Below are 20694 nucleotides of genomic sequence, written 5' to 3'. Positions count from 1 at the left end.
ATTTCCAGATGATACATTTCCTTCAAAGGAATGTCATTTGATTGTAACGTAAATTTGAGAAGATTCACGTAGTTTTCTATGAGCATACGTTACAAATTCTTATTAATATTGAGTGTGAGTCAAATTCTTCTTGTAATTGCTCTCACGACTAGTTTTGCCTATTTACTGCAATCGGTAAAGAACATACCTCAAACTCAACGGGCAGAAGACTTATCTAGGAATTTTCAAAGGGAATTAGAGTTTAAAGAAGAAAAACTTAGATTATTATTAGAAGAAATTACATTCAATGCAAGAACGAGAGAAATTTTAGAAAGAGGTCTCAGCGACCGTTCTCTTTTACAAAAAGAACTTCCTTATTTACAACAAATTTTAAAACGTTATGGTCTTTCCATTTTTGAACTAGGAGACAACCAGGGAAAAGTTGTCTTTCGAGTTCACAGACCAAAGGATTTTGGTGATGATAAAAAAAACCAACCCATCATTCAAAATGCATTGAACGGCCAGGCAACAGCAGCCTTGGAAGATGGTCATAGTGGACTCGGGTTTCGATTGGCAGCGCCATTATTTGGGCGAGGAACATTACTCATAGGTCAGGTTGTTGATGACAGTTTTACAAAAACCATTTCCAAAGATAACAGAATCCATCTAGCCATATTCCAAGATGGAAAAGTGAAAACTGTTGGCTCTGATATGATCCGCATGGTAATGAATGAAAATCCAAATTTTTTATTGGAAGAACAACGATTCCATTTTCAAAACAAACCTTATTACTTAGTGAAAATTCCTTATTCAGGGAGTTCACAAACTGTCAAACAACTTGTATTTCATGTGATGATAGATGAAAACGAGGTAGAATCCAAAACTTGGAAAATTTGGTCCTTTTTCGTTGTCGCCTCATTACTATTATGTGGTGTTATTTTTTTGATCTCATTTTTGTTTTCAAGGGATATGGTGGAAGCAATCAAACTTTTAACTACTGCAATGGTAGATTTAGACCAATGGAAACCTGAAACTCTTCCTACACATCGTAGTGATGAAATTGGGCAAATGGGTAGAGTGTTTGTAGAAATGAAAGAAGAGTTGGCAGAACACCAAAACCATTTGGAAGAAATGGTCGACCAGAGGACAAAGGAACTGAATGAAACCTTATCTGAAATGCAAAAGATGCAAGAAAAACAAAATGGAGATTATTTTCTCACATCATTACTCATCAAACCATTAAAAGGATCATTCGCAAAATCGGAAACTGTTTCGATACAAATCTTTGAAAGACAAATGAAACAGTTTCAATTTCGAAACAAACAGTCGGAAATCGGTGGGGATTTATCTGTTTCTGATTCAATTTATCTAATGGGTAAAAAATATACTGTATTTTTGAATGCGGACGCTATGGGTAAATCTATCCAGGGAGCAGGTGGTGCTCTGGTGATGGGAACTGTATTTAAATCCATTATCACTCGTACACAAAAACTAAGATATATGCAAGACCGCCATCCTGAACGTTGGTTAAAAGAATGTTTCCAAGAAGTTCATAATGTGTTTATCAGTTTTGATGGTCATATGCTGTTGTCGGCTATTTTAGGTTTGGTGGACGAGGAAACTGGAACCTTATATTATATCAATGCCGAACATCCATGGATTGTTTTATACCGTGATGGCAATGCAAGTTTCTTGGAAAATGAACATTCTCTACGTAAGATTGGTTTCACTGAAATGAGTGGAGACGAAGTTGTAATCCAAATTTATCCACTACGACCAGGTGACATTTTGATACTTGGATCAGATGGTAGAGATGATTTGTTTGTTGGTGTTTCCGGTGGAAATCGAATGATCAATGATGATGAAACTGTGTTTTTACGCCACGTCAAAGATGGTGGTGGAGAACTAGGTGAAATTTGTAAGGTGATGCAACTTTTTGGCGAACTCACTGATGATTTGAGTTTGATGAGAATTTCCTTTTTAGAAGAAGTCGCACACGCAGCCAAAGAATCATCAAAGAATAATACATACTACAAAATGTTAGGTGAAGGAATTCAGTCATACCGCGATGGAGAGTGGAATCATGCCATTTATGCATTAGAAATTGCACTGGAATCTGAACCAGATGATTTGTATTGTTTGAGAGAATTGTCCAAACTCTATATGAAATCAAAAGATTATGAAAAGGCAATTTCCCTTGCGAATCGATATTTACAATTGAATCCAGGTGATACTGATTTTTTATTTTATATTGCATTTGCTCATAAACAAAAACGAGATTTTGTCCTTGCGACTGATTATGCAGAGAGGTTGAGATATCGGGATCCTAAAAATTTTAACAATTTACTTTTGCTTGCAGAAATTCTGATGCACCGAAGAGACATTGAACGTTCTAAGGAAGTTTTACTTGCATTACAAGAAATGTCACCGGAAAACCCTAAACTATTGAAACTTAAAAACTTTTGGAAAAAAATGGTTACTACATCTGTCACCTAACAAAAGGTGCATAATCTTTGGTGGTTTTTTTGAAATGGATTAAGGGTGAAATGATTGGATGGCTTCCTCAGTCGATTCAAAAATTTGGATCACGGAGGAAATTTTAGAGATACGGAAAATTTGACGGATGGTTTTGGATACGTTCACAATGCGCAATCCTCCACCTAATTCTGTTAGTTTGTCATTCAGGGACATGATGAGCCCAAATCCAGAAGAGTCGATAAAACTGACACCTTCTAAATCAAAAATGAAACAATGTTCCGATTGGGACGCAGATTCTTTGATCCTTTCTTTAAGAATGCCGGCATTTAACATATCTAAGTTGCCAAACAATTTAAGGACTACAATTCCGTTAGATTTAGATTCTGTATATTCCATCGAATCGCTTAGAGAATAGCCAATTTAAAAATTTGGTCAATAGTTTAATTCACAAACTTATCCCATTTTTCATCCACGGAAATGGTCCGGAGTATCCTCCATATGAGTTTTGAACCATTCTCTGAATTGGTCATAATGACCACTCCATAACCTTTTTCAGCATTGAAGATGGCGAGCGACTTATGTCCCTTTGTATGACCACCATGGAAGAAATACTCTGTTCTCCCGGTGCGATTCAAAAAAAATCCATGTGCCACGAGGGCATGGACGGTCAAACTGGCAGCGCTCATTTTTGGTGAGAGTAAGTATTCGGCAGATTCCTTGTTTAAAAAGTCAGAACGGCCTTGTTTGGCTTTCGCTACCTCGATAAAAACCGTTCCAATCTCTTCTGGCGTTGTCCATAGGCCTCCCGATGATAACTCGGGAGTTACGAATTTTTTTTCAGGTAATATTTTTCCTAGTTCATCATAACCATAACAACGATCATCTGCATCTGTTAGATTCTGCCTAAATGTGCTGCGTTTCATTTGTAATGGTAAAAAAACTATTTCATCCATCAAAGTTGGGAATGGTTTTCCGGTACGTTCTGTTAGGATTTCTTGGACAATACTAAAACCACCTCCAGAATATCGAGACTTTGTACCTGGTTTATAATATAATTTTAATCCATTTCCTTTTGTGGCATTGGTATCTTTTAAATCTTTGAGGTGTTTTTTTCCAGAGTTAATTGGGTCATCCCAATTTCCTTTTTCTGTTAACCCACTTGTGTGAGATAATAATAAATCCAAATTTACCAAACTTCTTTTTTTACCTTTAGGAACGGACACTTTGTACTGCTTTAGTTTTCCAATCCAATTAGAATATAAATCCAATTGCCCAAGTTCTACCAATTTCAAAGTTGCTGTTGCAGTCATTGTTTTTGAAAGAGATCCAGCACGAAACAATGTATGTTGAGATTTTGTTCCATACATTTTTTTCCAACTTAAGTTGTAATTTTTATAAACAGCAATTCCAAGTGAAGGAACTTTCTCTTCTTTCATAAGATCTTCAATGTAAACTTCGTTTGTTGATGTTGTTTTCTTTTTAAGATTAAGTTTTTTTGCACTGAAGATGATTTCTGTCAGTGTAGATTTGATAGAGGAAAGATCCCCTTTACTCGTACCATAGGGACTTACGATTGTTATAAAAATTCTACTTTTTAAATCATGGTAAATAAAGTTGGAAATCCCTTTCTTTTTGCCATAAGTCCAATAAAAATAATCACCTACATAAACTCCTTCCCCAAAAGATATTGGATCTTCGGTGATTGCATCGGTTAACACGGTTTTATTGAGGATAGATTCTTTCGATTTTGCTGATATATGTTTTGTTTTTCGTATTGCTTCTACAAAGAGAAGTAAATCCTCAGGGGTACTTAATATCCCGCTATTTCCTAAGAGAATGTCACTCACATCAACTTGCGAATTTTTCATTCCTAAAGGTTCGAAAATTTCATGCTTCACTACAGTTGCATAAGATTTAGAGGTGATGGATTCAATGAGATAAGCTAAAAATAAATAATCCAATCGACTGTATTTCCAGTATTCTCCTGGAACGAAATTTGGTTTCATGTTGGAATCTAAAAAGGTTTTTTTGATATCATCCCTTTTTAGATTGGATCGTTCAGAGTCAAAATTTGGAATAAATTCAATGATTTTTGGTAATCCAGAAGTGTGTCGTAACAAATGTTCGATGGTAATTTTGGAATTGGGAAACCACTTTAAATGTTTTTGGACTGGATCTACCAATGATATTTTTTGATCTTCTACAAGTTTATGGATTAAATATGTTGTGAATAATTTGGATGACTCACCCAAAGGAAAGTTATGTTTTTTATATAATTGTGAGCGTTTCCTTCTTTTACCAGAAGAGATTGTTTCGCGAAATAAAACAGTATCATCTTGTGAGATTAGAACTACACCTTGGAAACCTTCCTGTTTGATTTTTTTGCGGATTTTTTCTTTGGTCTCCTCTGAAAAAGATCCGATCCCATCTTCTGAACAGCTGGCGAATGTAACACTGAACAGAAGACAGATTAATATCCATTTGGTCATAAGAATCGAGAAAATTTACTTTCTATCAATTAGACTTGGATGGTATCCTTCTGGTGCTTCAAAACCCAATAAATCCATCATCGTTGCCGCCACATTGGCAAGTCCCTTTTCTTGTATGTTTGTATTGAGTTTTATTTTACCTTTTGGGTCATAAAGTACAAATTGTACGGGATTAAGTGTGTGACTTGTTTTGGGAACTGGTTTTCCATCTTTTGCAGTTTGTGCATTTCCCTTTTTATCGAGTTGGTACATTTCGTCAGCATTTCCATGGTCTGCAGTGATACACAAAACTGTATTGGTTTCATCACATATTTTTTTGATTCGATCCAAGCAAAGATCCAAATACTCTAAACCTTTCACAGTTGCATCCATATTCCCTGTATGGCCCACCATATCTCCGTTAGCATAGTTGACGCGTAGAAAGGGGTATTTATGGGAAGTGAGTGCCAATACCAAATTATCAGTGATTTCTTTTGCCTTCATCTCGGGCTTTTGGTCAAATGGAATAATGTCTGATTTTACTTCCTCGTAAGTTTCTAAGTTTTGGTTAAAGTATCCTGATTTGTTTCCATTCCAAAAGAATGTCACATGCCCAAACTTTTGAGTTTCAGAGAGGGCATACTGGGCAATCCCTTCATTGGCAAAATATTCTCCCATAGTACGGTCAATTGCAGGAGGATCGACTAAGTATTGTTTGGGGATGAATAAATCTCCATCATATTGCATCATTCCTGCAAATTCAACTTTTGGAAATCGTTTGCGGTTAAATGTTGTCAGGTTTTCTTCTGTAAAGGCTCTTGAAATTTCAATGGATCTATCCCCTCGAAAGTTAAAGAAAACAACAGAGTCCTTGTCTAAAATTTTTCCAACAGGATTTCCATTTGTATCTCCAATGACAAAGCCAGGTAAATATTGGTCGATAACTGAAGGATTTTCTGAACGAAATGTCTCGATTGCTTCTTTTGCTGAAGGAAAAATTCTTCCTTCCCCTTCCACATGATGGTTCCAACCTCTTTCCACCATAGACCAATCCGCATCATAACGATCCATGGTTAACTCCATCCTACCTCCACCTGAAGCAATGCAGATATCCATTCCGGCTTTCCGATAATTTTCTAAATAAGTTTCGAAAGGTATGAGATAGTCTAACGCTGATTTTTCGGGAACATCTCTTCCATCAAGTAGTATATGCAATCTGATTTTTTTAATATTTTCTTTGATCGCATGGTCTATAAGTGCTTTAAGGTGATCAATATGGCTATGGACATTTCCATCGGAAAAAAGACCAATAAAATGAAAGGTTGATTGGTTTGTGATACTATTAGAAATCAACTTTTTCCAGATCGGACCACGAAATAAACTTCCGCTATCGATGGATTGAGAAACCAATTTTGCTCCTTGGTCAAAAATTCGACCAGAGCCTAATACATTATGACCCACTTCCGAGTTTCCCATATCCTCGTCACTTGGCATACCGACAGCAGTTCCATGTGCTTTTAACAAAACTGTAGGATGGTTTTTCCAAAGACTTTTTAGAACAGGCATATTGGATTTTGCTACTGCATTTCCATTTTCGAATCCTTTTTCTGTATAACCCACACCATCTAATACGATGAGTAGAACTTGTTTGGCGAGTGGACCGTTTGGATGTTTTTTTAGAGTTAACATAAATTAGATTCCCCTATCTTTTTCCATTATGAAAATTATGGAAGATTTTGCAACTGGAAGATATCGAATGGTGTCAACTCAACTGAACTTGGAATAGGGTTCAGCAAAACATTTCCTATATTGGTATCATACACATAAATTCCAGGCCTTGAAAAATCAGTGGAACCTACGAGTAGTTTTCCTTCATTTGTGAGTAACAAACCCGATAAACTAATCCCAATATTTCCTGGTATTTGTAAGAGGGTTCCTATTTTTTCTCCCGTCCTAGGGCGAAATACTTGGATGGTTTTATTAAATCCCGCATCCAAAACTGATGCATATCCGAAATCATCATTTTTAATTTGAAAGGATAGGATATCCCCTCCAGCGATTTGTTCCGCATACAATCTTTCTGGATGAAATTGCCTAGTGCTCAAACGGAATGCAATGATCCCTGCATCGATTTGTGAAATGAATCCAACTCGCCCCACACAAGAAAATACTAAATGAGGTTCTCCGAATAAAAATACCTTTTGGATTTTGGAACTCGGGTTTCTATATGGTAAAGTGTAGACAGTTTTGATTTGGTTTAAATCCATATCTACTTCGACCAAATAAGAATCAGAGTTAGGTGGTAGATAACCGGACACATCATTACGATCTAATCTTTGTAATAAAATAAACAAACTAGATCCATCTTGGATCATATAGGATGCTTCTACCGAAGAGTCAGGGATTCCTGAAGTGGAGAAAGTTTCTTTAAGGGAAACAAATGATACCGCACCAATTTTAACTCCTGAAGCCCGACTATGAATGACAAGTTCATCTGCGTTGTACAAACTAATAAAGTATTTATCATTCCAAACAGCAATGTCTTGTGGATTTTTTCCTTGCCCAACACTAAACTCTTGTTCGGTGATAAATCCGAATTGTGGATTCAGCACTTGAATGGAATCTCGATTCAATCGGTTTACGATAAAAACTCGGTCATTGGAATAACGACCGACTGCATCAGAATGGATGGGTATGGATGTCGGAAAAGTTGTAAACGAATTGGGTTCAAAGGATTTGAATCGACCACCACTGGCAAAATCAGATGTGACAACTCCAACGGAAGTAGGTGAGGATGACAAAAAAAGGAATTGGAATAAATTTGGTTTTTCGATTTCTAATTGGCTACATTGGAAAACAAACAAAAACGATAAAATTGCAGTCCATTTCTTTACTGGTGGTTTTTTAATTAATAACTTTTCCATTAGAAACGATAACTCCCAGTCAAATAGTAACTACGTCCTGGTAGTGGATACCCCACCAAATCTTCGACTCGTTTGTCAGATAAGTTTCTCACTTCAAATCCCAAAATCAATTCATTTCCAGTATCCTTGTTTTTATAAGCTGAGTATTGGATATAAAGATTCCAAAATTGGCGAGAAGGTAAGTATCCCAAATATTCATTCGTACGATCTCTGTAATTGGCTCCAATGTATTGATATTCGATTCCAATTTCCGAAGTTTCATTAAAAAATGCAAGTAAGGCACTCCCTTGGCTTTTGGATCGTAATGGTAAATATTTACCATTTAATGCTGGTGAGTCGGAGTAATTTCTTGCATCTTGGTAAGTATAATTGAAGTTAAATTTTACACCTTTGTTCCAAATAATGTTGTGACTTGTTTCAGCACCTCGAATGAATGCTTGGTCCACATTTTCTGGTCTCAAGGTGAATTGAGAATTCGGTAAAAATAAAATCATATCAAAAATTCGTTTTTGAAAGTAGGCGATATCCGACTGGATTTTCCAATTGGAACCTATTTTTGTATGAAGATAAAAACCCATATCACCGTTACGACTTTGTTCTGGTTTTAATTTTGTATTTCCAACGATACTACCTCGTTCTCCGAATAACTCTAAAAAGCTAGGAATTCGAAAGTCTTTACTTATGTTTGCAAGTGTTCCGAATTCCAAATTTTCTTTTTTGATCCAAACAATTTTTAGTCCAAAACTTGGATTTATAAAATTCTGCCTTACATAAAAAACATCATTCAGAGGATCGAGCAATTGATTTCGAATGCTCGTTTCATCCTTCCCAAATCGATCTGTATACCTTTCAAACCGAACTTGTGGGACAAGAAATAAACGATTCGAAAAAAGTCGAATTTCATCTTGGAATGTAAAACTTTGGGTATCCCTTCTTTTTTTTGGTTCTTTTCTTTCAGTCTCATGATTGGCACGTTTTTCGTATCTTGTAAAAAACTCTTGTTCTGTTTGTAGGGAAGCACGCAAAACTTGAAAGTAATCTAACAAGTATAATGTGGGAGATAATTGAAATCCATACTGATTTGTTTTTGTGTACGCATTGGGAGTGCCAAAACTAAACTCAGATTTTGGATCGAACAAATCATCTCTAGAAAAATTTCCATACGTTTTAGTTTCTAAAGTTAAGTTAGTGAATAAAAACTCATTGGTTTCTGTTGTAATAGCAGAAGAAAGTTTGCTAAATACTCTTCCTACGGATGTAGTTTGCCTGTTGCCTGGGCCAGGTAACCCTTGTTTTCTGTGGATATAATCATTCAAAAAATTGACTTTGGTTTTACCTAGTTCTAACGCAAGATTTCCAGTAAAACCCGTTTTTCGAAACTGAGCATTCCTTCTTTCATCAATTGTATCATCATAAGTATTAAATAATACAGTACCTTTGTTGTTGAGATACGTAAAATTTTGGTCTGATGTCTCTTGTAGAGCCTGCACAAAATAGGAACCATACTTGAATTGGTCCATATGTGTAACGGTAGCTTTTGCTGTTTTAAAACTACCTCCCATTAAATTCACACGGGTGATTGGTTTTTCAATCTTAATTTTCGAAACAAGATTGATGGATCCTCCAATAGCAGATCCTGAAAAACCAGCTGGTGTCCCCGATTTATAAATTTCTATTTTTTCTAAATTATCAAAGGGTAAATCAGCTAAATTAATTTCGCCACCTAATGAATTATTGATAGGAACACCATTCCAATAAATTTTCGATTGGTTTGGATTGGTTCCTCGAAGAGAAAGTGTTGAATAAGAACCAAGTCCGCCGTATTGGCGAATTCTGACACCTGCTTCTCGGTTGAGAATGTCGGGCAAACTCGTATATCTTGTGTTAGATGAATCTAAATTGATTTCTTTTTGGAATCCAGTTGGGTTTTTACTAAAATTGGTATTTTTGGAAGCTGAATCGACATTCGCTTTGATCTCGATTGTTTCTGGTTCTTTTTTTGATGTTTCTTGTGAGAGTAATAGTTTTGGCCCGAGGAACAAACAAATGAGGAAAAATAAATTGAATTTGGAAACCATGAAGTCGTTTTTTTCTCGGTACCTTGCCAAACTGGAATAGGAAAATTGAGTGTCAATTCCCTAAAGGAAAAAAGCATTGTCCACATGAAACATTACGACGTATTCGGCGTAGGGAACGCCCTGGTAGATATCATTGCCTTTATCAATCCCAATTTTTTAGAAAAACAAAGTATCACCAAAGGTGTAATGACCTTAGTCGATGAGTCAAGACAAGGTCAAATTCTTGCTGATTTACATGATGAGAAGAAAGAACTTAGGTCCGGTGGAAGTGCAGCCAATACAATGATTGCGATTGCAAATTCTGGAGGGACTTGTTGTTATACTGGGAAAGTCACTCACGATACTTATGGTGAGTTTTATAAAAAAGATATGGAAGATGCAGGAGTTTTATTTGAAACCACTCCTGACAAATCGGGCCATACTGGAACTTGTGTTGTCTTAACAACACCTGATGCTGAACGAACGATGCTTACCAATCTTGCGATCTCCACATCTCTTGGTCCAAATGATATTGATCTTGAAAACTTAAAAAAAAGTAAATATGTGTATGTCGAAGGTTATTTGTGGGATGGAGATTCTACTAAAAAAGCAAGTGAACTTACGATGAAAATCGCAAAAGAAAACAATGTAAAAGTTTCTTTTACATATAGTGATCCATTTTGTGTGAATCGTTCCAGAGATGAATTCATCCATCTAACAAAAGAATACGTTGATGTAGTTTTTTGTAATACAGAAGAAGGACTCGCTTTAAGTGGAGCAAAAACACCAGAAGAAGCCGTACAATATGTATCTAAGCTCTGTTCATTGGTATTTATGACTGCTGGTAAAGATGGTGCATATGTTGCTGAAAATGGCAAAATAACATTAGTTCCTGGTTTTCCTGTAAAACCAATTGATACAACGGGAGCAGGTGATGCTTTTGCTGCCGGAGTTTTGTATGGACTCACACAAGGGTATTCGGCACAAAAATCAGCACGTTGGGGTAATTATGTTGCCTCGCGTATCGTTTGTGAGGTGGGACCAAGGTTATCTGTAAAACTGATGGGACGCCAGGATGAAATTTTAGCTGGGTTCCAAGACAAATAAATAAATAGGTTTTACTATTTGTGAAAATCATCCCATAGGGTTTGGATTTTTTCAGAGATTTCAAGAGGGGCAAAGGGTTTTTCAATCACACCGATGCCTCCTCTTCTTTGGTATTCCAAAATTTCATTCTTTAGCACGCGTGATGTGAGAAAGGCAACCGGGATCCTTTTGGTTTCCGGAAAAATTTTGAGTTCTTCAATCAGTTCCATCCCATTCATACCCGGCATCAGAACATCCAAAAGGATCAAATCGGGTTGTAGGATGATTGCTTTTTGTAATCCTTCCGGTCCCGTTTTCGCAAAACTCACTTCATAACTAGAGTTATACGCAAGGGCAATTCGAAGGATCTCTACAATATCTTCCTCATCTTCAACTATCAAAACATGTTTTAGAATCGGGGTACTCATTGGTTCATTCCAATGGGAATTTGCCCTGGTTTTGTAATTGGTAATTCTATTGTAAAAACAGTGCCAACTTCATCAGAAAAAAAGTAAATTTTACCATTCATGGCTTCCACAAAACCCTTGGTAATGGAAAGTCCAAGCCCAGATCCTCCGACAAGTTTATCTTTTGGGGGAGCCCCTTGTGCAAATCTATGAAACAACCTAGGTGCAAAATTAGGATCAATGCCTGGTCCATTGTCTCTAATGAGAATTTTTGTTTTTGTTTCATCGGTTTGGACAGAGATGGACACTTCTGAATACTTGGGAGTATATTTCACTGCATTCGAAATTAAATTCGTGATACAATGGTTCAAACGATCTTCATCTACATAAACGCTTGTTTGAGGAAAGTTAGAATCAAAATTCAATAGAACATGATACTGTTCTGCAAAAGTACGCATCCCATCCACAGAAGTTTGTAGGATTTCGTTGAGTTGATAGGTTCTGAATTTAAAGTTGATATTCCCTGAATCCAAAGCTTCGATATCGAGAAGGTCAGTCACAAATCGAACGAGTCTTTGTGTGTTCTTGCGGCAAATATTAAGTAAAGACTTGGTTTGGTTTGACAGTTCACCTGCAACTCCCGCAAGCAATAAATCAATTGAACCTTTGATAGATGTGAGTGGAGTTCTCAGCTCATGACTCACCAAACTGATGAATTCATTTTTTAATGCTTCTGCTTTTTTTCGTTCTGTGATATTCCGAATGATCGCAAGTGCATCTACATCACCCGTTTTTATAAACCTTGCTTCGAAATATTTTTCACCATCAGTATCGTGGATTGAATATTCGACTGTTTTAGTGATTCCCAAATCAATCACTTGGTGTAAAATCGTTTGGATTTCTTCTAATTTATCATTTGGAAAAATTTCGGATATATCAGAGTAACGAAGGTTAGTTTCTTTGTTTTTACAATCCCAACCTGTAAAATTTGGAAATTCTTTATGATTGATTGTTTGTCCATTTCTATGGATTCCAAATAATAAGTCAGGTAATGCATTAAGGATTGTTTTGTTTTTAGTTAGGATTTGGCTAAATTCATCTTTTGCATTTTTTTCGTTTGTGACTTCGGTTGCAATGATGATCGTAAAGTTTTCTTGTGGGAAAACTTGCATATCGTACCAACCCAACGTATCGAAGTAAGTTTCTTCAGATCGAAAGGTTTTTTTTTCTTGAATGGCCTCAGATAATTGAGTTCCAAATTCGATGGTTTTTAGTACTGGAAATAAATTCCAAATGTTTTGCCCTAACATTTCTTCTGCGGATTTCCCGGCCATTTCCACAGCTTTTGCATTGACATAGGTGTAATTTCCGTCTCTGTCTAATACATATACCGCATTCGTACGTGTTTCTAGGATTTTATCAAAGTATTGAGGGACAAAATTGTGCCAATTTTGGCCGAGAAGTTGCTTTGCATCAAAAAAGCTCTCTTCATCCTTGAAAAAGCTTTTGATTTTTTCCAGAAATTCATTCATAGGTGCAGGTATACGAAAACTAAACCAAAGTTATGATACAAGTCAGCAATTTATCCAAATTTTACGGCGAAAAACGAGCCATCTCAGGGCTCAATTTTAAATTAGAGAAAGGTGAGATCGTGGGCCTACTAGGTCTGAATGGTGCAGGAAAAACCACAACCATCCGGATCCTCACCGGGTATTTAATCCCAAGTGCAGGGGATGCCTCCATTGACGGGAAGTCCATCTTTGATTTTCCTTTAGAAGCAAAACAAAAGATCGGTTATTTACCAGAAACACCGCCCCTCTATGAGGATATGACAATATCCGAATACCTTCAGTTTGTGGGTCGCATTAAAAAAATTGAGGACTCAAAACTAAATTCGGAAATAGAAAAGGTGATTGAAAAAACAAATCTCATCCATGTGAAAGATAAACTCATCGGAACTTTATCCCTTGGCTATCGCAAACGTGTGGGAATTGCACAAGCCATCCTAGGTGATCCTGAAATAGTGATCATGGACGAACCAATTTCAGGCCTTGACCCAAAACAAATTGTCGAAATTCGAAGTTTGATTCGAAGTTTGGCGGGAAATCATACAGTCCTCATCTCAAGTCATATCCTAACTGAGATTTATAAAACTTGTGATAAATTTTTATTCATCCACAAAGGGAGTTTGAAACAAGAACTTTCTCTCTCTCGTTTGGAAGAGGAGATGAACCGACTTGCAGGCTGGGAAGTTGGTCTTTCTGGCAAACCGAAAGAGGAATTGGTTCAATTTATGAAAACAGTTCTCTCTGGGAATGATACTGTTACCGAAATGGGAACTGGAAAAGAAGAAGAAATGTTTTTAGTGCGAACAACAAATCCAAAACAATTCAAAGAATCCTTATTTTCAAAAGCATTGTCTTCTGGGATTCAAATTGAATCATTAAAAAAACAAGAAGTATCACTCGAGCAGATTTTTATGGAGAAAATATGAACTGGCAAACGGCTGTTTGGATCTATAAAAAAGAATTACGATTATTTTTCGGAACCTATATGGGACCACTAGTCCTTGGAGGCACTGCATTCTTAAATGCATTGTTTGTGATGATCCTCAATTTTAATGGGACTGCTAATTATGAAATAGCAACCTACATCACTTTTATATCTTTTATGACAACCATATTGATTGCAATGGTAATCATTTCGATGGGTTCCATTGTGGAAGAAAGGAATAAAGGAACTCTTGAACTTTTATTTACCTCTCCTATCACAGATTTAGAAATTGTTTTCGGCAAATTTATGTTTGGTGTGACAGTTTGTGGCATCATAACAATTTTTATCAATGGACTTTTTCCACTCCTTTTGTATGCATTTTGGAAAGCACCTTTTTATATGGTGGCATCTGGTAGTATCGGTGTATTTTTACTAGGAATTTTTACCTTCACCATAGGTATGTTTGGTTCTAGTCTTGGAAAAAACCAAATGATTTCACTCCTCATATCCGTGCTCATTATTTTGACACTTTGGGTCGTTGGTTATTTTTCTCATTTATTTCAAGCAACCACAAGAAAGGTTTTATTCCATTTACATATCTTTTCACACTTTGCTGCCTTTGCAAAAGGTGTGTTACCTTTGACAGGAATTGTTTTTTTCTTAAGTGGAACTTTCCTATTTTTGTACTTAACCGTGAAGGTCTTGGAATCCAGGAGATGGAGAGGGTAAATTATGTTATTATCTGCTGATAGAATTTTGCCATTTGTAAGTTTAATTTCCTTGTTCGCCTATTTCTTGTTTGATGGAATGGTGGTGGACCCTAAAAGAAAAATTATTTTTTTAGGAGTTGTGTTTTTGTTTTTGGCATCGGATACGATTGTCCGCGCTTTTTCAAAAGGGATTCGTAAAGAAGACCAAAATCGTTATATTGCTGCCGTTTTTGGGATCGCCGCATTTTTACTTTCGGTCCTCCGTGATTTTTTAGATTTAAAACCAGTTGCAGGTTTTAATGAAGAGGTAAGTTCGATTCCAAAAATCAGAGAGTTCCTTCTTTTATGTGTGGTCCTCTTTTCTTTGGTTTTTTTATTACAAATCATTTTACTTGAGATAGGTAAATCTTCGCTCGAAGCACAAAGTAATTTAGCAAAATCCAAAAGTTCCTTATTACAAAATGCGGTTCTAGGATTTTTGTTTGTTTTGCCAATCCTTGTGGCGGTGAATTATTTTGCGATTAAACGAAACTATAACTTTGATTTGAGTAGTCAGGGTAAATTTTCTTTATCACAAATTTCAAGAAATTTAATCAAACCCATCTCTGAAGATGTTACGATTACTGCCTTTTATCCACGACCTCTTGAAGCAGATGGCCCGGCCAATGGTGACAAACTTGCGGCTTTTGCTTTAACACGAGTACGACCAGATATCGAAATTTTACTCGACCAAATCAAATCAGAAAATTCGCACATTACGGTTCAGTTCATCAATGCCGATGTAGAAGTTGATTTATTGAAAGATTTCGGTCAAGTATCCAATGGAACTATATTTGTTCGTTCTAAAAAACAGTCTCTATTGACATCCACGACTCCATTTGCTGAAGAAAGAGTGATCGCGAAAGAACCAAAAGATTTAGAAGATTTGGAACGTAAGTTAGTTGGTGCTTTACTCAACGTGACAACGGAACAAAAAAAAGTATATTTCACCGTTGCCAATGGGGAGCGATATGGAGTGTCATTTCGTGCATTACCCAACGAACAAGTGAATCGATTTGTCTCGTCCTTACAATTTTTAAATTTCAAAGTGGCTGAACTCGGTTTTGCTCAAGGTTGGCCTTCCAAATTACCTGAAGATGCTGAAATGCTAGTTATCCTTGGACCAACGGTTCCATTTTCCAAAGAAGCAAAAGAAGAACTCACCAAATTTGTGTTAGAGAAAAATGGAAAAATACTGATCACCATGGAGCCAAAAGGGAGTGAAGATTTTAGTTGGTTATTACAATCTGCCGGATTAAAATTTAAATCAACTCCTCTCATTGAGCGAGAAGAAAAACCAGGTTTTATCATCGCAAAACGTTTTCCTGACCACAGACTTACTGATCTTTTGCAAAAAAAAGATATGGGGATTCTATTTCCTTACAGTGGTTATCTGGAAAACGAAACAAATGCACCAACTCCTTTTGTTTGGAAATCGGAAACTTTACTAGAATCAGGTTATGATGTTTACCAAGATGAAAACAAAAATGGTAAAATGGATCCAACTGAGAAAAAAGAAAGTAAAATCCTTTCTGTGGTTTTATCACCGATGTCCCTGACAGGTGATAAGTCGGGAAAAATCATTCTACACACAGGTACAACTTGGATTACAGATCAGTTCATTCCTTATGTAATGAACTCACAATTTTCCACAGTTTCCATAACAGGTTTATTCCAAGACAATATCGTTGCAGAAATTCCTTTAAAAAAAGAAGAAGTGGATACAATATCGCTATCCGACAATCAAAAGTTAGTTGCATGGTTGATTGGAGTATTTTTGTTTCCAGGATTCATTTTAGCGGTTGGATCTTACTTTGTTTATACCAGACGTAAACATTCACTAATAGAAGTATGAAACAAAAAATCAGTTTAGTTCTAATAGCCTTTTTAGGTTTGTTCCTCTTATTTTATTTACTTGAGGATCATCCGGAGAACATTTCGGAAACCAATTATTGGAAAGAAGATTGGAAATCCATACGTTATCTTCCTCCAAAAGAAGATTGGTGTGGAAATATGGTCCCAAGTTTTGCAGATCAACCCATGGTTTTCAGAAAAATTCCTCGTGGTTGGAATGAACCCGCACTGTATACTGTCACTACCCTTAGGGAAGGGGATTCCCTTTCCTATGAAGGGAATTATAATGTGAAAAATAGTTTTTCAGAACTCAGTGTTCTTAAAACAAAACTCATTGAAGTGACTAGCGATCAAATCCAAAAAAACTATTGTTTAGGAGAATCTTCCCCATCTTTAACATTATCAGATGAAAATGGAAAAGATATTTCCTTTGATTTAAGCAAACAATTGTTATTTGGTAAAAAAATAGGATCGGATGAAGGTCGAATCGCCGTACTCATCAATAAGGAAATCATTGCTCCTTACCAATACATCATCGAAAAGTTTCGAACACCAGTGACTAATTTTAGAGAAAAAATGTATGTGACGGTGAGCGAAGGTTTCATCAAGGAACTTAAATTTGTTGGACAAGGAATTTCAGTTCATGCCGAAAACAGAGCCAAAAAAAACCAATACAATGTATTCGTGAATGATTGGAGTCGGACAACAGGTGAACGAATTGTATTACCTCCCGATGTTGGAAATCAATGGGAATCTGTTGTGAAAGGTTTAAAGGTAGAATTTTATCCTGATGAAACAGGTGCTCCGAAGTTTCCAATTTTCTCCGATAAACTGAGCCCAGAAGCCATCCTTGATGTGACCTTATCTGGAGGGAACAAAATCCGTTTGTCGCTTTATCCAGTTTGGGAATCGGAATCTGGAAAATGGCGTCCTGTTTTACGGCAATTCCCTCCTCATTTTGAAGAGTCTGTCACTTGGATGAAAGAAGAATCATTCCAAAATTTAGTGAATGCCGTCATGAAAGTGAAAAGTGCTTCCCGATACGAGCGCCCCAACCAGAAAATCCAATAAGGTGCAAAAAGTTTCAACAATCACACAACGGATGCAACTCATCCGTGATTTATTTTATTCCCCAATGTCTGCTTTTGAATCGTATTACCACAAAGCAGATTTGGGTGGGCGTGATGTTTGGTTAGCCCACCTGCAACTTATGTTACTTGCACCAATTGCCAAATTGATTGGCAATTGTATCCAAATTCTGATTTTTAAAGTTTCGTTTGTGGAAGAAGAAACAAGACTCACGTATACCCAAGGGGTTGGAACTGTTTTCTTTTTTTACCTTGGATTCTATTTTGTCGTTCGGCTTGTGGATAGTTTTCGGATGTACCACCAAATGCGTGATCGTACAAAAGATTGGGAAGGTCCTGAACCACATGTCTTTATCATATCCTTTTTAGCTTTCACAGCCACTTCTATCTTTTGGATTTTTCCTGCTCCAATCCCCTTGTTTATGTTAGCTGTTGGATTCCTATATTCTTTACATTTATCGTATTTTTATTTATCCATTCGCAGGGTTTGGAGTTCTTTTGATTTTTTGTTTTTTTTAATGAAAGTAGTGTTATTCTTTTTGGTTCTACTTTCGATTCCTTTATTCCTTTATAACCTCATTAGGACGGTACTCTTTTGAAGATATTTTTGGTAGGGATTGGCGGGATTGCCATGGGCAATTTAGCATATATGCTCAAACAGCAAGGACATGATGTTTCTGGTTCAGACCAAAACCTATACCCACCAATGTCAGATAAATTGGAAGAGTGGGGACTTTCACCTAAGTCTGGTTATCGTAAGGAGAATGTGAAAGGTGCTGACCTTGTGATCATTGGGAATGCAATATCACGGGGGAACCCAGAAGTAGAAGAAGTATTAAACACAGGGATTGAATATATGAGTATGGCAGAAGCCATTGGTCATTTTTTCCTCAAAGGGAAAAAACCAATTGTGATTTCAGGCACTCATGGCAAAACCACTACCACTTTTCTCACCCATTGGATTTTAGAATCGATTGGACTAAGACCCGGACTTTTTGTAGGTGGAATCCGTAAGGATGGATTTCCTGGATTTGCACTTGGTGATGGTGATTATTTTGTTATCGAAGGGGATGAATATGATTCCGCCTTCTTTGATAAAAGTTCCAAGTTTTTACACTATAGGCCTTATTACCTTGTGATGAACGCACTTGACTTTGACCATGCTGATATTTTTGCCAATTTGGATGCAATCAAAGTCATGTTCAAACGGCTGTTAAACTTAGTCCCCGGTCGCGGAAAGGTTTTTTATTGGAAAGGGTCCAAAAATTTAAGTGATATCACAAAAGATTACCAACATGCACCTGTGGAATCCTTTGAATTGGGTGATAAAAATTCCATTTTTAAATATGAAAAAGGAATTTTAACTGAGATCCGCACAAAATCTAAAATCAAACCTTCTCTTATAGGGTCGCATAATTATCGCAATGTGGAAGTGGCAGTGCGTGTTTGTTTGGAAATCGCTCCTCAAAAACGAAAAGAAATTTTAGAAGCAGTGGAATCCTTCCCTGGTGTGAAACGTAGGCAAGAAAACCTATATGTTTCTGAAACAAGTTTACTTGTGGAAGACTTTGCCCATCACCCCGTTGCCATCCAAGAAACCATCAAAGCACATAAGGAAGCGTATCCTGGTTACAAAATTATTTCTCTTTTTGAACCAAGGAGTGCGACTTCACACCGAAATGTGTTTCAAGATGATTTTGCGAAATGTTTCAAAGGAAGTGATGTGAGCATTGTCACTGAAGTGTACCAAGTAGACAAAGTGAGTAAGTCCCTTCGTCTGAATGTCAAAAAATTGGTGAAGGATATTAAATCCAATACCAAAAAAGAGTCTATCTATGCTCCCACACCAAAAGACATTCCTTCTCTTTTAAAAAAGATCTTACCAAAATACAAAAAAGACAAACTCATCATCCTTGCCATGTCCAATGGTGCGTTTGGTGGGATTTATTCGGAACTAAAATCCTTAATTGAAACACGAGAGTCACTATGAGCCTATCGCAAGAAATCGCATCTTTAATCAAAGAAGCTGAAACTGTATTAAGTTCTGCAACCAACGAACAGGAGTTAGATGCATTTAAAAACCAATTTCTCGGTAAAAAAGGAAAACTCACTTCTGTTCTGAAGGGACTTGCTTCCCTGTCTGTAGAAGAAAAAAAGACTGTTGGCAAAGAAGCAAACGAAGCACAAACAAAACTCGAAGCTTTGGTGGAGACCAAACGAACGAGTCTCAAAGAAAGTTTTTACGAAAACCAATTGGGTAAAGAATTTTTTGATACACTTCGCCCACTTCCCAAAAAAGAAAGAGGGAGTTTGCATCCCATTTCGCAAATCCAATACGAGATTGAAGACATCTTCACCTCAATGGGTTTTTCTGTGATGGATGGTCCAGAAGTCGAAACAGATGAAAACAATTTTGGTGCTTTAAACTTCACGGACGATCACCCAGCACGTGATATGCAAGATACGTTTTATACGGTGGATGGCAATTTACTTAGGACTCACACATCCGCCATCCAAGTGCGAGCTCTTCGAAAACTAAAACCACCGTTTCGCATCATTGCTCCAGGACGTGTGTTCCGGTACGAAGAAGTGGACGCCTCCCATGAAAATACCTTCTACCAAGTCGAAGGAATGGTCGTAGGAGAAAACATTTCGGTTGCCCATTTGATTTATACTATGGAAACACTTTTATCACGAGTGTTCCGTAAAGAAATCAAAACAAGACTCCGCCCAGGATACTTCCCATTTGTGGAACCTGGTTTTGAGCTGGATATCAATTGTCTTGTTTGTAATGGAGATGGGTGTAGTGTATGCAAACAATCGGGATGGCTCGAACTTCTCCCTTGTGGACTCGTTCACCCCAATGTCTTAGAAGCCGCTGGACTTGATTCTAAAACATGGACAGGGTTTGCCTTTGGACTGGGCCTTGACCGATTGGTGATGATGCGTTACGGCATCCATGACATCCGTTATTTCCAATCAGGGAATTTACGTTTTTTAAAACAGTTTTAGGTGAGAAGCCAGATCAACCATGTTTCATGGTTGGTTTTTTCTCAGAACCATAATTCTCAAGTCGCCACCATCTAGTTCGGTGGTGGCAATAACTTTCTA

16 protein-coding genes are annotated in these 20694 nt (G+C 36.9%); 9 read left to right on the top strand and 7 right to left on the bottom strand.

Features of this window, described 5'->3' with window-relative positions; all coding sequences use genetic code 11:
• Positions 1–78: 78 nt before the first annotated feature.
• Entirely contained in the window at positions 79–2475 is a 2397-nt protein-coding gene (locus EHQ43_RS08090) for a SpoIIE family protein phosphatase (protein ID WP_135770677.1), read from the top strand.
• Between the two features lie 39 nt (positions 2476–2514).
• On the opposite strand, the gene EHQ43_RS08085 is transcribed toward EHQ43_RS08090, so the two are convergent.
• From EHQ43_RS08085 to EHQ43_RS08065, 5 genes are read right to left on the bottom strand one after another with little or no spacing between them, the layout of a single operon-like run.
• Entirely contained in the window at positions 2515–2853 is a 339-nt protein-coding gene (locus tag EHQ43_RS08085) for an STAS domain-containing protein (protein WP_135740939.1), read from the bottom strand.
• 44 nt (positions 2854–2897) lie between these two features.
• Complete coding sequence (locus tag EHQ43_RS08080) at positions 2898–4946, bottom strand: serine hydrolase domain-containing protein (RefSeq protein ID WP_135740940.1); 2049 nt, start codon at positions 4944–4946, stop codon at positions 2898–2900.
• Between the two features lie 15 nt (positions 4947–4961).
• On the bottom strand, positions 4962–6614 hold the full coding sequence (gene gpmI / locus EHQ43_RS08075) for a 2,3-bisphosphoglycerate-independent phosphoglycerate mutase (protein ID WP_135740941.1): 1653 nt from the start codon (positions 6612–6614) through the stop codon (positions 4962–4964).
• Positions 6615–6649: 35 nt separating this feature from the next.
• The gene (locus EHQ43_RS08070) at positions 6650–7849 is read right to left on the bottom strand and encodes a hypothetical protein (protein WP_135770675.1); all 1200 of its coding nucleotides are present in this window, start codon (positions 7847–7849) and stop codon (positions 6650–6652) included.
• Positions 7849–9927 (bottom strand): TonB-dependent receptor plug domain-containing protein, encoded by a 2079-nt coding sequence (locus EHQ43_RS08065; protein ID WP_135770673.1) that lies wholly within the window; start codon positions 9925–9927, stop codon positions 7849–7851. Before EHQ43_RS08065 ends, EHQ43_RS08070 begins: the two co-directional genes overlap by 1 nt.
• Positions 9928–10011: 84 nt before the next feature.
• On the opposite strand from EHQ43_RS08065, the gene EHQ43_RS08060 reads away from it, so the two are divergent.
• The gene (locus tag EHQ43_RS08060) at positions 10012–11013 is read left to right on the top strand and encodes an adenosine kinase (RefSeq protein ID WP_167481759.1); all 1002 of its coding nucleotides are present in this window, start codon (positions 10012–10014) and stop codon (positions 11011–11013) included.
• 14 nt (positions 11014–11027) lie between these two features.
• On the opposite strand, the gene EHQ43_RS08055 is transcribed toward EHQ43_RS08060, so the two are convergent.
• A complete protein-coding gene (locus tag EHQ43_RS08055) occupies positions 11028–11420 on the bottom strand; it encodes a response regulator (protein ID WP_135740944.1) in 393 nt (130 codons plus the stop codon).
• A complete protein-coding gene (locus EHQ43_RS08050) occupies positions 11417–12931 on the bottom strand; it encodes a PAS domain-containing sensor histidine kinase (protein WP_135740945.1) in 1515 nt (504 codons plus the stop codon). The genes EHQ43_RS08055 and EHQ43_RS08050 overlap by 4 nt, the downstream gene beginning before the upstream one ends.
• Before the next feature lie 32 nt (positions 12932–12963).
• Here EHQ43_RS08050 and EHQ43_RS08045 point away from each other — a divergent pair, with 32 nt between their 5' ends.
• Genes EHQ43_RS08045 through pheS form a run of 7 tightly spaced genes read left to right on the top strand, consistent with a single transcriptional unit; the run spans position 12964 to position 20595 of the window.
• Positions 12964–13893: an ABC transporter ATP-binding protein gene (locus EHQ43_RS08045; protein WP_135740946.1), complete on the top strand. Its 930-nt coding sequence runs from the start codon at positions 12964–12966 to the stop codon at positions 13891–13893.
• Positions 13890–14621: an ABC transporter permease gene (locus tag EHQ43_RS08040; protein WP_135740947.1), complete on the top strand. Its 732-nt coding sequence runs from the start codon at positions 13890–13892 to the stop codon at positions 14619–14621. The genes EHQ43_RS08045 and EHQ43_RS08040 overlap by 4 nt, the downstream gene beginning before the upstream one ends.
• Before the next feature lie 3 nt (positions 14622–14624).
• On the top strand, positions 14625–16496 hold the full coding sequence (locus EHQ43_RS08035) for a motility-associated ABC transporter substrate-binding family protein (protein ID WP_135770671.1): 1872 nt from the start codon (positions 14625–14627) through the stop codon (positions 16494–16496).
• Entirely contained in the window at positions 16493–17566 is a 1074-nt protein-coding gene (locus tag EHQ43_RS08030; protein ID WP_135770669.1) for a hypothetical protein, read from the top strand. The genes EHQ43_RS08035 and EHQ43_RS08030 overlap by 4 nt, the downstream gene beginning before the upstream one ends.
• Position 17567: 1 nt before the next feature.
• On the top strand, positions 17568–18182 hold the full coding sequence (locus EHQ43_RS08025; protein ID WP_135770667.1) for a hypothetical protein: 615 nt from the start codon (positions 17568–17570) through the stop codon (positions 18180–18182).
• Entirely contained in the window at positions 18179–19573 is a 1395-nt protein-coding gene (locus tag EHQ43_RS08020) for a UDP-N-acetylmuramate--L-alanine ligase (RefSeq protein WP_135740951.1), read from the top strand. Before EHQ43_RS08025 ends, EHQ43_RS08020 begins: the two co-directional genes overlap by 4 nt.
• Positions 19570–20595, top strand: a complete 1026-nt coding sequence (pheS, locus tag EHQ43_RS08015; protein WP_135770665.1) for a phenylalanine--tRNA ligase subunit alpha — start codon at positions 19570–19572, stop codon at positions 20593–20595. Before EHQ43_RS08020 ends, pheS begins: the two co-directional genes overlap by 4 nt.
• The last annotated feature ends 99 nt before the right edge of the window (positions 20596–20694 follow it).

The organism is Leptospira bouyouniensis, assembly GCF_004769525.1.
Classification (GTDB): domain Bacteria; phylum Spirochaetota; class Leptospiria; order Leptospirales; family Leptospiraceae; genus Leptospira_A; species Leptospira_A bouyouniensis.
Note: the sequence above shows the minus strand (reverse complement) of the source record. Positions and strands in the feature narration are given on the sequence as shown.

Coding starts and splice junctions, on each gene's coding strand:
- EHQ43_RS08030 (WP_135770669.1), top strand. CDS start 16,493: ATGAAACAAAAAATCAGTTTAGTTCTAATAGCCTTTTTAGGTTTGTTC.
- EHQ43_RS08035 (WP_135770671.1), top strand. CDS start 14,625: ATGTTATTATCTGCTGATAGAATTTTGCCATTTGTAAGTTTAATTTCC.
- EHQ43_RS08040 (WP_135740947.1), top strand. CDS start 13,890: ATGAACTGGCAAACGGCTGTTTGGATCTATAAAAAAGAATTACGATTA.
- EHQ43_RS08085 (WP_135740939.1), bottom strand. CDS start 2,853: ATGGAATATACAGAATCTAAATCTAACGGAATTGTAGTCCTTAAATTG.
- EHQ43_RS08045 (WP_135740946.1), top strand. CDS start 12,964: ATGATACAAGTCAGCAATTTATCCAAATTTTACGGCGAAAAACGAGCC.
- EHQ43_RS08055 (WP_135740944.1), bottom strand. CDS start 11,420: ATGAGTACCCCGATTCTAAAACATGTTTTGATAGTTGAAGATGAGGAA.
- EHQ43_RS08080 (WP_135740940.1), bottom strand. CDS start 4,946: ATGACCAAATGGATATTAATCTGTCTTCTGTTCAGTGTTACATTCGCC.
- EHQ43_RS08090 (WP_135770677.1), top strand. CDS start 79: ATGAGCATACGTTACAAATTCTTATTAATATTGAGTGTGAGTCAAATT.
- pheS (WP_135770665.1), top strand. CDS start 19,570: ATGAGCCTATCGCAAGAAATCGCATCTTTAATCAAAGAAGCTGAAACT.
- EHQ43_RS08070 (WP_135770675.1), bottom strand. CDS start 7,849: ATGGAAAAGTTATTAATTAAAAAACCACCAGTAAAGAAATGGACTGCA.
- EHQ43_RS08050 (WP_135740945.1), bottom strand. CDS start 12,931: ATGAATGAATTTCTGGAAAAAATCAAAAGCTTTTTCAAGGATGAAGAG.
- gpmI (WP_135740941.1), bottom strand. CDS start 6,614: ATGTTAACTCTAAAAAAACATCCAAACGGTCCACTCGCCAAACAAGTT.
- EHQ43_RS08060 (WP_167481759.1), top strand. CDS start 10,012: ATGAAACATTACGACGTATTCGGCGTAGGGAACGCCCTGGTAGATATC.
- EHQ43_RS08065 (WP_135770673.1), bottom strand. CDS start 9,927: ATGGTTTCCAAATTCAATTTATTTTTCCTCATTTGTTTGTTCCTCGGG.